The organism is Exiguobacterium sp. LL15 (assembly GCF_024436095.1).
GTDB lineage: Bacteria > Bacillota > Bacilli > Exiguobacteriales > Exiguobacteriaceae > Exiguobacterium_A > Exiguobacterium_A indicum.
In genome coordinates this window covers 1,905,848-1,920,838 of sequence record NZ_JANFNX010000001.1, presented here as the reverse complement: position 1 = coordinate 1,920,838, position 14,991 = coordinate 1,905,848, and the positions used below count along the sequence as shown (strand labels likewise).

Annotated in this window: 14 protein-coding genes and 2 other annotated features; of the genes, 10 read left to right on the top strand and 4 right to left on the bottom strand. The window is 50.1% G+C overall.

Annotated elements, in window-relative coordinates:
* The first annotated feature begins 7 nt into the window (after positions 1 to 7).
* The 10 genes from NOM72_RS10050 (at position 8) to trpA (ending at position 10,238) form a co-directional block, all read left to right on the top strand.
* On the top strand, positions 8 to 1,021 hold the full coding sequence (locus NOM72_RS10050) for a thiamine pyrophosphate-dependent dehydrogenase E1 component subunit alpha (RefSeq protein ID WP_023467595.1): 1,014 nt from the start codon (positions 8 to 10) through the stop codon (positions 1,019 to 1,021).
* On the top strand, positions 1,018 to 2,001 hold the full coding sequence (locus tag NOM72_RS10045) for an alpha-ketoacid dehydrogenase subunit beta (RefSeq protein ID WP_023467596.1): 984 nt from the start codon (positions 1,018 to 1,020) through the stop codon (positions 1,999 to 2,001). The genes NOM72_RS10050 and NOM72_RS10045 overlap by 4 nt, the downstream gene beginning before the upstream one ends.
* A gap of 14 nt (positions 2,002 to 2,015) precedes the next feature.
* The gene (locus NOM72_RS10040) at positions 2,016 to 3,296 is read left to right on the top strand and encodes a dihydrolipoamide acetyltransferase family protein (RefSeq protein ID WP_255999135.1); all 1,281 of its coding nucleotides are present in this window, start codon (positions 2,016 to 2,018) and stop codon (positions 3,294 to 3,296) included.
* Positions 3,297 to 3,352: 56 nt separating this feature from the next.
* Positions 3,353 to 3,604, top strand: a binding site (T-box leader).
* A 48-nt stretch (positions 3,605 to 3,652) separates the two neighbouring features.
* Positions 3,653 to 3,901: a binding site (T-box leader), on the top strand.
* A gap of 51 nt (positions 3,902 to 3,952) precedes the next feature.
* On the top strand, positions 3,953 to 5,347 hold the full coding sequence (gene trpE, locus NOM72_RS10035; RefSeq protein ID WP_055966843.1) for an anthranilate synthase component I: 1,395 nt from the start codon (positions 3,953 to 3,955) through the stop codon (positions 5,345 to 5,347).
* On the top strand, positions 5,344 to 5,910 hold the full coding sequence (locus NOM72_RS10030; RefSeq protein ID WP_035398279.1) for an anthranilate synthase component II: 567 nt from the start codon (positions 5,344 to 5,346) through the stop codon (positions 5,908 to 5,910). The genes trpE and NOM72_RS10030 overlap by 4 nt, the downstream gene beginning before the upstream one ends.
* Positions 5,911 to 5,916: 6 nt before the next feature.
* The gene (trpD, locus tag NOM72_RS10025; RefSeq protein WP_255999129.1) at positions 5,917 to 6,933 is read left to right on the top strand and encodes an anthranilate phosphoribosyltransferase; all 1,017 of its coding nucleotides are present in this window, start codon (positions 5,917 to 5,919) and stop codon (positions 6,931 to 6,933) included.
* A complete protein-coding gene (trpC, locus tag NOM72_RS10020; RefSeq protein WP_041255028.1) occupies positions 6,930 to 7,697 on the top strand; it encodes an indole-3-glycerol phosphate synthase TrpC in 768 nt (255 codons plus the stop codon). The genes trpD and trpC overlap by 4 nt, the downstream gene beginning before the upstream one ends.
* On the top strand, positions 7,694 to 8,263 hold the full coding sequence (locus tag NOM72_RS10015) for a phosphoribosylanthranilate isomerase (protein WP_058265120.1): 570 nt from the start codon (positions 7,694 to 7,696) through the stop codon (positions 8,261 to 8,263). The genes trpC and NOM72_RS10015 overlap by 4 nt, the downstream gene beginning before the upstream one ends.
* Positions 8,260 to 9,456: a tryptophan synthase subunit beta gene (trpB, locus tag NOM72_RS10010; RefSeq protein ID WP_023467602.1), complete on the top strand. Its 1,197-nt coding sequence runs from the start codon at positions 8,260 to 8,262 to the stop codon at positions 9,454 to 9,456. Before NOM72_RS10015 ends, trpB begins: the two co-directional genes overlap by 4 nt.
* Positions 9,456 to 10,238 (top strand): tryptophan synthase subunit alpha, encoded by a 783-nt coding sequence (gene trpA, locus NOM72_RS10005; protein WP_055966839.1) that lies wholly within the window; start codon positions 9,456 to 9,458, stop codon positions 10,236 to 10,238. The genes trpB and trpA overlap by 1 nt, the downstream gene beginning before the upstream one ends.
* A gap of 264 nt (positions 10,239 to 10,502) precedes the next feature.
* Here trpA and NOM72_RS10000 read toward each other — a convergent pair whose 3' ends face one another.
* The 4 genes from NOM72_RS10000 to NOM72_RS09985 form a co-directional block, all read right to left on the bottom strand.
* Entirely contained in the window at positions 10,503 to 10,973 is a 471-nt protein-coding gene (locus tag NOM72_RS10000) for a GNAT family N-acetyltransferase (protein WP_255999121.1), read from the bottom strand.
* A 16-nt stretch (positions 10,974 to 10,989) separates the two neighbouring features.
* Positions 10,990 to 12,963, bottom strand: a complete 1,974-nt coding sequence (locus tag NOM72_RS09995; protein ID WP_255999119.1) for a penicillin-binding transpeptidase domain-containing protein — start codon at positions 12,961 to 12,963, stop codon at positions 10,990 to 10,992.
* A gap of 116 nt (positions 12,964 to 13,079) precedes the next feature.
* Complete coding sequence (locus tag NOM72_RS09990; RefSeq protein ID WP_023467606.1) at positions 13,080 to 13,796, bottom strand: M23 family metallopeptidase; 717 nt, start codon at positions 13,794 to 13,796, stop codon at positions 13,080 to 13,082.
* Between the two features lie 246 nt (positions 13,797 to 14,042).
* Positions 14,043 to 14,936, bottom strand: coding sequence for a diacylglycerol/lipid kinase family protein (locus tag NOM72_RS09985; protein WP_035398267.1), 894 nt, complete (start codon positions 14,934 to 14,936; stop codon positions 14,043 to 14,045).
* Between the last annotated feature and the right edge of the window lie 55 nt (positions 14,937 to 14,991).

Below are 14,991 nucleotides of genomic sequence, written 5' to 3'. Positions count from 1 at the left end.
ATTACGGATGGAAAAAATAGAATTCAAAGAATTAGTAGAACTCGGATTAACGGAACAGGACGCGATTCAGATGTTCGAAACGATGGTCCGTGCGCGGAAGATCGACGAACGGATGTGGAAGTTGAACCGAGCGGGTAAAATTCCCTTCCTCGTCTCATGTCAAGGACAAGAAGCGGCTCAAGTCGGTGCAGCGTTCGCCCTTGAAAAAGGAACGGACTACATTTTGCCGTATTACCGTGATTTAGGCGTCGTCTTGCACTTTGGTCAAACGTCACGCGATATCATGCTGTCGGCATTCGCAAAGGCAGAAGATCCGAACTCAGGTGGTCGTCAAATGCCAGGACACTACGGTTCACGTGCCTTGAACATCGTCACGGGTTCAAGTCCGGTCACGACACAAGTCCCACATGCTGTCGGGATCGCACTTGCTGCGAAGATGCGTAAGGAACCACTCGTTGCTTACGTCTCGTTCGGAGAGGGCTCTTCAAACCAAGGAGACTTCCATGAAGGGGCGAACTTCGCCGGAATTCATAAGCTCCCGGTCATCTTGTTCTGTGAAAACAATAAATACGCGATCTCGACACCTCTCTCAAAACAGCTGTCAGCGAAACACGTCGCTGATCGGGCAATCGGCTACGGAATGCCTGGCTATACGGTAGATGGCATCGATCCACTCGCTGTCTATAAGGTCGTCAAGGAAGCACGTGAGCGCGGATTACGGGGAGAAGGTCCGACCTTGATCGAAGTTGAAGTCGAACGCCTCGTGCCACACTCATCCGATGATGACGATAAATCGTACCGTTCTGCTGAAGAACTCGATGCCTTAAAAGCACGTGACGGGATCAAACTCTTCCGTGCGCGTTTGATTGAAATGGGCGTCCTGACGGAAGAATCAGCGACTGAAATCGAACAAGCGATGGAGAAAGAAGTCGACGAAGCAACGGCTTATGCGGAAGCAGCAGCTTACGATGCGCCAGAAAATGCATTACGTTACGTGTACGACGAGGAGGAAACGAAATGACGACGTTAAGTTTAATCGAAGCGATCAATAGTGCAATCAAAGAAGAGATGGAACGCGACGAGTCTGTCTTCATCCTCGGCGAAGACGTCGGTGTCCGTGGTGGTGTTTTCCGGGCGACACAAGGATTGCTCGAACAATTCGGAGAAGAACGGGTCATCGATGCACCGCTCGCTGAGAGTGCGATTGCTGGTGTCGGAATCGGAGCTGCGATGTACGGCATGCGCCCGATTGCTGAAATGCAATTCGCTGACTTCATCATGCCAGCGGTCAACCAAATCGTCAGTGAAGCAGCGAAGATTCGGTACCGTTCGAACAATGACTGGACGTGTCCGATCGTCATCCGCGCACCGTTCGGCGGCGGTATTCACGGGGCACTTTATCATTCTCAGTCGGTCGAAGCGATGTTCAACTCGACGCCTGGTCTGAAAATTGTCATCCCATCGAATCCATATGACGCAAAAGGATTGCTAAAGGCAGCGATTCGTTCGAATGATCCGGTCTTGTTCTTTGAGCACAAACGAGGCTATCGTCTGTTAAAAGGGGATGTTCCTGAAGGCGACTATACGGTCGAAATCGGTAAAGCAGACGTCAAGCGTGAGGGTGAAGACGTGACGATCATCACTTACGGACTATGTGTTCATATGGCACTTGAGGCAGCAACACGCCTTGAAAAAGACGGAATCGATGTCCACATCCTTGACTTGCGGACCGTCTATCCAATCGACCGCGAAGCAGTCGTCGAAGCAGCGAAAAAGACGGGGAAAGTCTTGCTCGTCACGGAAGACAATAAAGAAGGTAGCGTCATGAGTGAAGTGTCGGCGATCATTGCAGAAGAAGCATTGTTCGATCTCGATGCACCAATCGAACGACTCTGTGGTCCAGACGTCCCAGCGATGCCATACGCTCCGACGATGGAGAAGTTCTTCAACATCTCAAGCGAGAAAATTGAAGATAAAATCCGGACGTTACACGCATACTAAGGGGGAACTGACCGATGAAGACTGAAACACTTACGATGCCACAACTCGGGGAAAGTGTTACTGAAGGAACGATTTCGATGTGGCTCGTCAAACCGGGCGATACTGTCAAAAAATATGATCCGATTGCAGAAGTCATTACCGATAAGGTAACGGCAGAAGTCCCATCTTCGTTTGATGGTGTGATTGAAAAACTACTTGCAGAAGAAGGCGATACGTTGCAAGTCGGTGACGCGATCGTCACGATGCAAGTCAGCGGTGGATCAACGGAAGTCGCGGCGACCGAACAAGAAGTGCCAGCTGTCGAAGAGACGACGTCGGCTGATACATCGATGAAAAAACGCTATTCACCAGCGGTCTTGAAATTATCAGGCGAACACGGCATTGATCTTGAACAAGTGACGGGAACGGGAGCGGGCGGCCGGATTACCCGGAAAGATCTCTTGAAATTGATCGAGTCTGGATCGATCCCGACACCACAAGCAACGGAACCAAAACCGGAAGCGCAAGCGGCTCCGGTAGCGGCTCCGGTAGCGCCTCCGGCAGAAGCACCACCCGCACCAAAACGTCCGGTCATTGCACCACAACCGACGGAAACAGGCGACATCGAGATTCCGACTGCCGGTGTGCGTCAAGCAATCGCTTCGAACATGGTTCGCGCGAAGCACGAAGCGCCACATGCTTGGTTGATGATCGAAGTCGATGTCACGAACTTGGTCGAAGCACGTAATCGTCATAAAGATGCGTTCTTCAAACAAGAAGGGGTCAAATTGACGTTCTTACCATTCTTCATGAAGGCGACAGTCGAAGGATTGAAGAAACATCCAATCATGAACTCGACATGGGCGGGAGATAAGATCATTCAAAAGAAAGCGATCAACCTATCACTTGCTGTCGCGACGCAGGACGCTCTGTTCGTACCAGTCGTCAAGAATGCGGATGAACTAAGCATCAAGGGGATCGCACGCGCGATTGATGACTTCGGGAAACGGGCACAAGCCGGCACGTTGTCGTCTGCAGAGATGCAGGGCGGGACGTTTACGGTTAACAATACGGGCTCATTCGGTTCAATCCAATCAGCACCGATCCTTAACTTCCCGCAGGCGGCGATTCTATCCGTTGAATCAATCGTCAAACGTCCAGTTTGGGTGAACGGCATGTTTGCAGCACGCGACATGGTCAACCTCTGTATGTCAATCGACCACCGGGTGCTCGACGGACTCGTTGCCGGACAGTTCCTACAAACTGTCAAACAAGCGCTCGAATCGATTGATCCGAACCAACTTTCCTTATACTGAGTTTTTCCAGTTGACAGGGAAGAAGAAGCATCGTAATATAAGAATCAATTCAACACACGATAGCAAAGACGAAGAGAAGTAACTTGTGAAACGATTCAAGAGAGCTGATGGGTGGTGCGAATCAGTATCGGGCAACAAGCGAATGGCCTTCTGAGCTTCAGACCGAATCCCTTCAATGGGTAGTAGGCTCTGACGGGTTCCTCCCGTTATCGGGGTCGACGAATCAGGACAACGGTCCGGTTCGTTTCAAAGGGGACGGTGTCAGCATCGTCAACGAAGGTGGTACCGCGGGTCTTCCCGTCCTTCATGTTCTACATGAATGGGCGAGAAGACCCTTTTCGTATACAATCGAATCGAACAAATCGTAGAGTGAGTTAAGTAGCGAGACAACATCGGCGTTTCAGAGAGCGGAAGAATGGTGCGACTTCCGTACGGCGAGGTTTCGTGAATGGTCTCATGAGAGCGTGGCTGAACGAAGAAGTAGGTCGCGACGGATGCCCCCGTTATCGTAGGCTATGATGTCTCTTATTAGACGCATCAGACAGAGTGGGAACGGTCGAACCGTTCCAATCGAGAGGTGGCACCGCGAGATAATCGTCCTCCATGCAGCATACGCTGTGTGGGGGACTTTTTTATATTCCAGGAGGCGAACAGGGATGGTTCAGACAGACACACTTATTATCGAACAACTTGAACTAAACGGCGACGAGATGACACCAATCATGATTTTTCAACAACTGAGCGGAACACAGAAATGTTTGCTTGAAAGTTCTGCGCATACGGATCAAGGACGGTATTCGATTATCGGTGTTGATCCGGTGGAGATGATTCGCGCAGAGGGACGGACCGTGACGCGGGAACAGTTGACGACAGGTCGATTGACGCAGGAAACGGGTGATCCAGTACGACTGATGCAACAGATGATCCTCCGGGGTGGAGTTGAAGAAGACCTTCCGTTTTTAGCGGGTGGGATCGGATATGTCGGTTACGACATGATGCGCGCCTATGAAACGCTCGGAGCGGTTCCGGAACAAACGCGCCAACTACCGGACGCGCTGCTCGCCGTATACGACCAAATCATCCTGTTCGATCATCTCGAGCATCGTGTTCATTTGATTCAAACGTCACTTGGTGGCATCACTGATCGTGATGAATTACGTCAACGTTTAGCAGAACGGAAAGCGCAACTTGAGCAACCACGGGAGCGAACGGACATCGAGCGTCCACTCCGGGATGTCGTCTATGAACCGTTAATGGATCAAGAGACGTTTGAAGGACTCGTCGAACAAGCGAAGAGACACATCCGCCAAGGCGACGTCTTCCAACTGGTTCTCTCGCAACGACTTGATGCGACGTTCTCAGGTGATCCGTTCCAATTTTATCGGAAGCTCCGCAAGGACAATCCGAGCCCTTATCTCTTCTATATCGACTTAGGCGAAGCAATCGTACTCGGGGCCTCCCCGGAAAGTTTGGTCCAAGTCAAAGGGAATCGCGTGACGACGAATCCGATTGCCGGTACACGCCGCCGGGGGAAGACGAAAGAGGAAGATGGACGGTTAGCAGAAGAGTTGCTGCACGACGAGAAGGAACGAGCGGAACATCGAATGCTTGTCGATCTTGGACGCAACGACTTAGGACGGATTTGCCAAATTGGTACCGTCGAGGTGACGCGATTCATGCAAATCGAACGATTCAAGAACGTTATGCATCTCGTCTCGGTCGTTGAAGGTACGTTAGCAGACGGGAAGACTGGAGCAGACGCACTCGTCTCTTGTCTACCGGCAGGGACGGTCACGGGAGCTCCGAAAATCCGAGCGATGCAGTTGATCGACCAGTACGAGCAGGTGAAACGAGAAGTATATGCCGGGGCGGTCGGCTATTTCGATGTTCGGGGGAATATGGATTTTGCCCTCGCTATCCGGACGATGGTGATCAAGGATGGTGTCGCTTCTGTTCAAGCAGGAGCTGGCATCGTCTACGACTCGATTCCACGCCTCGAGTACCAGGAGACGTTACACAAAGCGAAATCACTACTGGAGGTTTGGAAATGATCGTCCTAATTGATAATTATGATTCTTTTACCTATAACCTATACCAATACGCATCCGTTTATACGGACGTTCACGTCATTCGAAACGATGCGGTCAGCATCGAAGAACTACGCGAGATGAAACCAGACGGCATCATCCTTTCACCCGGTCCCGGTCGCCCGGCTGACGCTGGCATCTGCATCGATCTAATTCGTCAATTATCGGGTCAAGTACCAATTCTCGGTGTCTGTCTCGGACATCAGGCAATCGGCGAAGCATTCGGAGGACGCGTCGTCGAAGCACCGGTCATCATGCACGGAAAGACATCGATGATCCGACAATCGGGACAACTCTTCGACGACATGACGGAAACGTTAGAGGTCATGCGCTATCATTCGCTGATCGTCGCTCGCAACGACTTACCGACGGAGCTCGTCATCACAGCAGAAACGGATGACCGGACGATCATGGCACTCGAGCACCGGACGCATCCGACCTTCGGAATCCAGTTCCATCCGGAATCTGTCGGAACACCACAAGGACAGCAGATGATTAAACGATTCATTGAATTGACAAAGGAGTGACGAACGATGAAAGAGACGTTATTGAAATTAGCAGAAGCAAAACATTTACGATATGAAGAAATGCAACAGGCAGCACGCGAACTGTTTGCGGAAGACGTGACCGATAGCGAAATTGCCGCTTTTCTCGTCGCATTGAAAGCAAAAGGGGAGACTGCAGAAGAACTAGCCGGTCTCGCTTCGATCATGCGCGAGGTCGCCCTCGACATTCCGGTCACCGGCGATTTCATGGATAACTGCGGCACGGGAGGCGACGGCTCACAATCGTTCAACATCAGTACGACAGCCGCCTTCGTTCTAGCCGGTGCCGGCATGAAAGTCGCAAAGCACGGAAATCGGAGTGTCTCAAGTAAAACAGGCAGCGCTGATGTGCTCGAAGCACTCGGGGTTTCACTTGATACGACACCAGAACGTTTAGCAGAACAGCTCGAGTCGAACGGAATCGCCTTCTTGTTTGCGCAACGGATGCACCCACGCGTCAAGCAAATCATGAAGGTCCGACGCGATCTGCGGATTCCAACGATCTTTAACTTGATCGGACCGTTGACGAATCCGGTTCCGCTCAAGACACAACTATTAGGAATTTACCGAGAAGATATGCTTGAGACAATGGCGTTGACATTGCACCGACTCGGACGGAAGCGAGCAATCGTCTTACATGGTGCCAACGGAATGGATGAAGCGTCTCTTGCCGGAACGAATCAACTTGTCTTACTCGACGAAGGTGAACTGATTCGCTTCAGTCTTCACCCGGAGGAAGTCGGACTGAAGACCGCACCGCTTGAAGCGATCCGTGGAGGTAGTGCACAGGAGAATGCGACGATTTTACTGCAAGTCCTTGGTGGCGAGCATGGCGCTTATCGCGACACGGTCCTACTCAATGCCGGAATTGCCCTCTTTGCAGCAAATCGGGCGAAGACGATCGAAGAAGGGATCGCCTTAGCAGCAGATAGCATCGACTCAGGACGGGCGATGGAACGATTGAATCAATTACGACAAATGACACGGGAGGAAGCAATCGGATGAATATCTTAGATCGCATCATCGAAACGAAACGGACAGAAGTCCTGCAATTAAAATTAACTGGTGTCGAACGGATTGATCGGGAGGCATTGAAGCCGTCGATTAAGCAACGACTAGCCGGAGCGGATTTATCCGTCATCGCGGAAATCAAGCGAGCGTCGCCATCAAAAGGGGCCATCGCACTCGACGTCGACGTCATCGCTCAGGCCAAACAATATGAAGCGAGTGGGGCGACTGTCATCTCTGTCTTGACGGACGAGACGTACTTCAAAGGATCGATGGACGATTTAGCGGCAGTCGCTGCAGCAGTCGACATCCCGGTGCTTTGTAAGGATTTCATGATTGATCGGATTCAAATTGACCGGGCAAAAGCACATGGGGCACGGTTGATTCTCCTGATCGTCGCCGCTCTCGAGCAGGAGACGCTTGCTGACTTGTATGCATATGCTTACGCGGAAGGACTTGAGGTCTTAGTCGAAGTCCATGACGAAGAGGAGTTACGCCGGGCAGAGGCGATCGGTGCGCAAATCATTGGCATCAACAACCGCAACTTGAAAAAGTTCGAAGTCGATTTACAGACATCGGTCGGATTACTCGAACAAAAACAACCGGACGTCCGGTATATCAGCGAGAGTGGCATCAAGACAGTCGAGGAAGCACAGCGATTACACGCTGCCGGTGCAGACGGGATCCTCGTAGGTGAGACGTTGATGCGGGCAGACGATCCACAAGTCTTCATTCGAGAAGTGAGTGGCGTTCGCGTATGACACGGATTAAGTTCTGTGGTCTCCGGGAAAGAGAACATGTCGAAGCGGCAGTTCGCTTAGCGGACTACATCGGCTTCGTCTTTGCTAAAAGCAAACGACAGGTCACGCTAGAAGAGGCGGCGCGTCTTAGACGCGACATTCCGAGTACGGTCCAGGTCGTCGGTGTCTTCGTCTCCCCGACCTATCAGCAGGTGACCGACGCCGTCGAACAAGTCGCGCTAGATCTCGTCCAAATTCATGGTGTCATTCCGGACGGAGAGATACCAGTTCCCGTCATTCAAGCGATTCCGGTGACGAACATCGCAGAAATAGAGCAACAGACGGAGTATTTGCTCGTCGACGCACCGGTTGCTGGAAGTGGCGAGACATTCGACTGGTCACGAGACATTCAAGCCGATCGTCCACTATTCATTGCCGGTGGCTTGACAGCAGGAAACGTCGGAGAAGCAATCAAACGATATCACCCGTTCGCCGTCGATGTCTCAAGTGGCATCGAGACGGATGGACGGAAAGATCCCATCAAAATGCAGGCATTCGCAGATGCCGTAAAGGAGAGAGAAGCATGAGCTACGCACAACCGGATACACTCGGACAATACGGTAAATACGGAGGGCGCTACATCCCGGAAACATTGATGCACGCAGTGATCGAACTCGAAGAAGCTTACGCAACCGTAAAAGAAGATCCAGCGTTTCAAGCGCGGATGGACGAATTATTGAAAGAATACGTCGGACGTGAAACACCACTTTATTTTGCCGAACATTTGACGCAAACGATCGGTGGCGCAAAGATCTATTTGAAACGAGAAGACTTGAACCATACCGGTGCCCATAAAATCAACAATACGATCGGTCAAGCGTTACTGGCTGAACGGATGGGGAAACGAAAAATCGTTGCTGAGACAGGGGCAGGACAACACGGTGTCGCGACAGCGACGGTCTGTGCCTTACTCGATCTCGAGTGTGTCATCTTCATGGGAGAAGAGGACGTCCGTCGTCAAGAATTGAACGTCTTCCGGATGGAGTTACTTGGAGCAACCGTCATCCCGGTCACACAGGGCAGTCGGACACTCAAAGATGCCGTCAATGAAGCACTCCGTTACTGGGTCAAACATGTCGAAGATACGCATTACTTGATGGGTTCTGTTCTCGGACCCCACCCATTCCCGCAACTCGTCCGTGATTTCCAAGCAGTCATCGGAAAAGAGACACGACGCCAAATCATCGAAAAAGAGGGGCGTCTACCAGAGGCGATCGTCGCTTGTGTCGGCGGCGGTAGTAATGCGATCGGGATGTTCCACCCGTTCATCGATGATACAGATGTAAAATTGTATGGCATTGAAGCGGCGGGCAGCGGAATCGACACAGAGAAACACGCAGCGACGATGACAAAAGGAGAGGTCGGTGTCTTGCACGGCTCGATGATGTATCTCTTACAGGATGCGCATGGTCAAGTACAAGAAGCGCATTCGATCTCAGCTGGACTCGATTACCCGGGTGTCGGACCGGAGCATAGCTTGCTAAAAGATATCGGTCGTGTCCAATATGAAGCGGTGACCGATGAACAAGCACTCGAAGCACTCCAGTTGTTGAGCCGCAAGGAGGGAATCATCCCGGCACTTGAGTCGGCACACGCGATTGCCTACGCGACTCAACTCGCGGCAGAGATGGACAAGGAAGAGATTCTCGTCATCTGCTTATCAGGCCGGGGCGATAAAGACGTCGTCACTGTCAGAAACGCACTAAAGGGGGAAGCGTGATGCGATTAGAAACAGCCATTCGTACCGTTACGAGCAAAGGGGAGAAAGCCTTCATTCCGTACGTCATGGGGGGAGACGGAGGGATTGATCAACTCCCGGAAATCCTGTCGTTTCTCGCTGAATCCGGAGCGACAGCGATTGAAGTCGGTGTTCCGTTTTCGGATCCTGTCGCTGACGGTCCAGTCATTCAAGAAGCGGGACTCCGGGCGCTAGAAGCGAACGTTGGACTGAAGGATGTCCTCGAGGCAGTTCGCGTTGCTCGTCAGACCGTCGATGTTCCTGTCGTCTTGATGACGTACTTAAATCCGATTTTCCGCTACGGATTAACGGCGTTTCTAGCGACATGTCGCAAAGTCGGGGTCGATGGACTGATCATTCCTGATTTGCCGCTTGAGCAGAGCGAACAGTTTTTCGAGCAAGAGGACAAATCGGACATCGCGCTCGTCCAGCTCGTCTCCTTGACGAGTCCGATGGAGCGGATTCAAAAGATTGCCGATAAAAGTGAAGGATTCCTCTATGCGGTCACGGTCAACGGAACGACAGGTGGACAGACGACGTTTGATACGGCGCTTGAAGACCACTTAGCGAACGTCGCAGCAAATAGTCCAGTACCAGTCCTTGCCGGGTTCGGGATCAGTACACCGGAACACGTCAAACAATTGAGCCGCCCAGTCTCGGGGGTCATCGTCGGCAGTAAAATCGTCGATTTACTGCATCAGAACGATCGAGAAACAATTCAACAGTTGATGGCAGCACGTCTTGCGACGACGCCGTCGCATTAATAAAAAGGACCTGACTCAAAAGTCAGTCTATACAAAGATAAGGGTGGCAGAATGATGATCTGCCACCCTTATCTCGTAACAAAAAGAATGACGCGTCACACACCACTCTTACAGGATCAGGCGCATTTATGCGCTGTTAGAGACGAACAAGACCCGCTTTTCTGCTTGAATGAAGCAGGAAAGATGGCTTGTGTCTCACCTGAGGAAAGGGTGTGAAAAGACGCGTCATTCTTTTTTTGAGTCAGCTTCTTTTTCGTATAGATGTCACTGTTGAACGAGCGACTTCTGCAAGCTCGTATACAGTGGTTCGAATCCGAGTTCCTCATAAAATGTGGCGGCACGATCGTTGACCGCCCAGACGTTCAATCGAACCGCAGCAACACCTCGCTCGAGCGCGAGTTCTTCTGCCGCCTGCATTAACTGGCGACCAATTCCGGATGAACGATTGGAAGCGTTGACACCGACGTCAGTGATGTTCAAGATCCGGACAGGCGTGAATCGATTGGCTGTTGGCGCTGTCCACTTACCAAACAAGTAACCGGTGATGTCGTCTCCGTTGAGTGCCGTCAGACAGAGGTGTTGTTCTGAATCGAGCATTTGTCCTAATGACTCGAGCGTGTATGGCGTCAAAACATCCGGATGAAAATGAGACGATAACCGCTTATGATGCTCGAACGTCTCTGCCGTCAAAGAAAGCAGGACAGGGAGGTCTGAAGTACGGCTCGTGCGGATCATCAAGTAATCACTCCGATCATCGATTTTGTTTGAGTACTTCGGCGACGAGTCCCGATACATACGGACTGCCACGATCTTCTTTTTCGACCGATTCGATCATGATGGCAACGAGAAGATCTTTTTTGTCGTTGTCGTAACCGACAAAGAAGCCATTCTCTTTTCCATCGGTTTCGCCTGCTTTTTTCAATTCTGCCGTTCCGGTCTTACCGGCAACATCGACTTCCTTGATGTCAGCTGGGAGCGTATAACCGTTATGGACGACGTCATAAAGATCATCGCGAATCATCATCGCGTCTTTCGCATCCAGTAGATCCTTTTTAAAGACTTGCTTCGTTTTTTCCTCTTGTAAAAGGGTCGGACGATAGATTGTTCCGTCAGTCAGGAAAATTTCATACATCGACGCTAGATGTAGAATGTTCGTCAGCATCTGTCCTTGTCCGTAGGACGTATCCATCAGCTGTCCATCTGAAGCAATCGTCCCGTCGTTTGAGATTTGAGAAGCGCGTAACGGATACGCAAACGGTAGCTTCTCTCCGTAGCCGAGGGCTTCAAGTCCAGACGTGAACGCCTTCGTTCCGACCTGTTCGAGTGTGGAGCGGGCGAAATAGATGTTGTCTGAATAAACGAGCGCATTGTGCAGATTAACGGGTGCTGGCGTCTCGTGAATCCGCGTGACGTTAAAACCATCGATCTTATTTTTCAGTCCATTGATCGTATAGGCTTTTTCCGGGTCGAGTGTTCCACTCTTTAAACCAACCGCGGCCGTTAGGGGTTTTTGAGTCGAACCGGGTGCGAAAGCACTCGTGAATCGGTTCAACAATGGTTGATCCGGATCCTGCGTCAATTCATCGAGTCGCGCTTGCGAGATCCCTGACATGAATTCAGAAGGATCAAAGCCAGGGGAGCTGAGTAAGACACGTGTCTCACCAGTCCGCGGATCGATTGCCGATGCCGTTCCTGGATCTTCTTTCATCGTGTCATACGTCTTTTTCTGAAGCGTAGCATCAATCGTCAACGGGATGTCCTCACCATCCGACGGTTTCGTTTCAGCGACGGTGACGCTTGATCCGTCTTTCTTTTGTAGAATGATCGAAGCTCCGGCTTTACCGCGTAAGCGATCATCAAGGACTTGTTCGAGACCCCGTTTCCCAATCTGTTCGCCAGCTTGGATTTTATTTTTTGATTCTTTAATCTCGTCTGCTGTCGCCGAACCGATATAACCGATCAAGTGTGAAGCGGCCTTCCCGAGTGGATATGTTCGGACTTCCGTCTCTTTAACGCTGATACCTGGAATGTCACGCAATTTCGCAACCGTTGCTTCGTCGGTCAGTGTTTTGAGCGGAACGAATTGTCCGTCCTTGACCCAACTTGCTTTTAAGGAATCTTCGACCGATGAGGTCGGGCGATCGAGCAACTCGGCAACTTGTGCGACATCTTTAAGTTGTCCTGCAGTTGCGCCGACAGCATATCCTTTACCAGAGGTCGCGAGCGGTTTATCGTTCGCATCAAGTAAATCACCGCGTTTTCCTTCTACGGTTTGTAACTGAACTTTATCTTCTTTCTTAAAGTCTTTTAGAACAAACGAAGAGTCCCAGTCAATGAACCAGTTTTCCGTTTCTCCTTGTTTCTCGAATGTTAACGGGACTTGTTTATCATAAGCAACGGCTCCTGCAACCGTATCAAAGGAGATTTGTACGGGAAGGGACGCTTTTTCGTCATCCGTTGCTTCCTCTGCTTTTTTTCGCTCGACGGATAACTTTTTGATATCAAGTGTTTTCGACAACTGTTTTGTCCGGTCGATGAATTCTTTTTTACCATATTCTTTTTTAGTAGCCGTACTCGCGTACGTATACATTTTATCGTAATCTTGTTTTTCCCAAAGTTTGATGTAGGCATCAAGACGTTCTTCAGGTGTCGGCTGATCTTGACATCCGGCAAGTAACGTCACACCAAACGTCGCTGATAAAAGAAGAGGGATCGTTCGTTTCATGGGTTTCGCCTCCGTTGTGGATTAGACTCATAATCATACCGTACCACTCCTGTTAGGAGATTTCATCTGAAACACAAAACCGGACTTCTCATGGAGAGAAGTCCGGTGAATCAAGCTTAGTTGAAGTAATTGAGTGGATTGACACTGTTTGCAGCAGACGTTCCGCTGTAGACGTATGGACCACGATGCATTTCGAAGTGGAGATGCGCACCGAATGCGTTACCTGTCGCACCAATCGTACCGATTTTCGATCCTTTAGCAATCGTTTGTCCGACTGAGACAGAGCGACTGTTCAAGTGTGCATATACTGTCGTGTACTGGATACCGTTCACCGTATGTGTCATCATGACATGATTTCCGTATGCGCCGTAATAACGGGATGTGATGACTTTACCGGCAGCCGATGCATAGACAGGTGTTCCTGTTGGAGCACCGATATCGATGCCGTTATGGAACGTATAACCGTAAACGCCACTCGCAGCACCATATCCTTGCGTGATTGGACCACTTGCTGGACGTGAGAAACCAGTCGTTGCCTTTGACGAAGTCGTCGTACTGTACTTTTTAACATATGTAGAAGAAACATAGCGTGATGCGCCGCCGTACGAAATTTTCGTCCATGAACCGGAAACACCGAGATAATTGAATGTCTGTCCTGTATTGACGCTACCGACGATTTTATAAGCCGTTGATGGACCTGTACGGACACGAAGCCCGTCCGCTGTGACCTTTACCTTATATGTCGTTGCAGCTTCAACTTTCGAAGCACTCGTTGTTGCAAAACCTGAAACTACCAAAGCTGTCATTGTCATTGTTGTAAGTAAACGTTTCATTGAGTGTATTTCCTCCTTAAAAATCTGAAGCGACAGAACGGATCATTACAAAATTGTAAGATTTTATGTATATTTATTTATTTTAGGGAATGATTTTTCGCCTGAGATGATTATAGCATCGTCAATAACACAAAAATATTTCAAATGTATTTCAAAATTATGCGTTATTAACATATATTGTAATGGATTAATAAGTAAAAAAGAACTGACGAAGAGTCAGTTCTTTTTTCTATGAAACCTATACTGTTATTCAATGGAAGAGGGTGAAAACACAGTCAAATGTTGTGGGAGTACCTCGACAGTCACGGGAACATGACCTGCTGTATCCCCATCGGCATTAATCGGCAATTCTTCTTTCGAGCGAATTTCGACACGTGTCGTCGTGAAGTGTTCGATTTGATCGGCTTTTGATAATCCACCCGTGATGAGTTTGGGTAATGCTTGGAGCGCATCAAAGAATCCAAGCTTCGTAATGATGAACCCATGTAGCAGTCCATCATCGACTTTTGCGTCTTCTGCAAACGATTCGAACCCACCAACGGAATTCGTCAAGGCGATAATCAACAAGTGTGCTTCTCCATCGAATTGTTTCTCAGCAGAATCAATTTCAATCGGATAGGGACTATGATCCTTGAAGGCTTTTAGACCTTCAATGAAATAAGCGACCGATCCGAGTGACGTTTTTTGTTCGACACTGACCTCCTCGACGGCTTCTGCAATCAGACCAACAGCGATGACGTTCATGAAGTAATGGTCATCATATTTACCGATATCGAGCGGTCGGGCAGGGGCATCAGCTAGAATCTGGATCGCCTCTTCGGGATCCGTCGGGATGTGTAATGCGCGCGATAAGTCATTGACCGTTCCGAGTGGGACGATCCCGAGTGTTGGCCGATGCGGTTGCTCGGCGATTCCGGTGATGACTTCATTGACCGTTCCGTCACCTCCCATGGCGATGACAGCGTCGTAATTAGACTGGGCGGCATGACGCGCGAATTCCGTCGCATCGTGTTCTTTTTCCGTAAACCGGACGTCGACGGTTTCAAAGCGAGTAGCAAGCGTCTCTTCAGCGAGAGTCGCGTGTTTTTTTCCGAGTTCTTTTCCAGAAGACGGGTTGATGATCAACATGGCTTGAGACAAGATGAATTCCTCCTTTGACGTATCTGTTCCTATTTTCCCGAGTCAAAGGAGGACT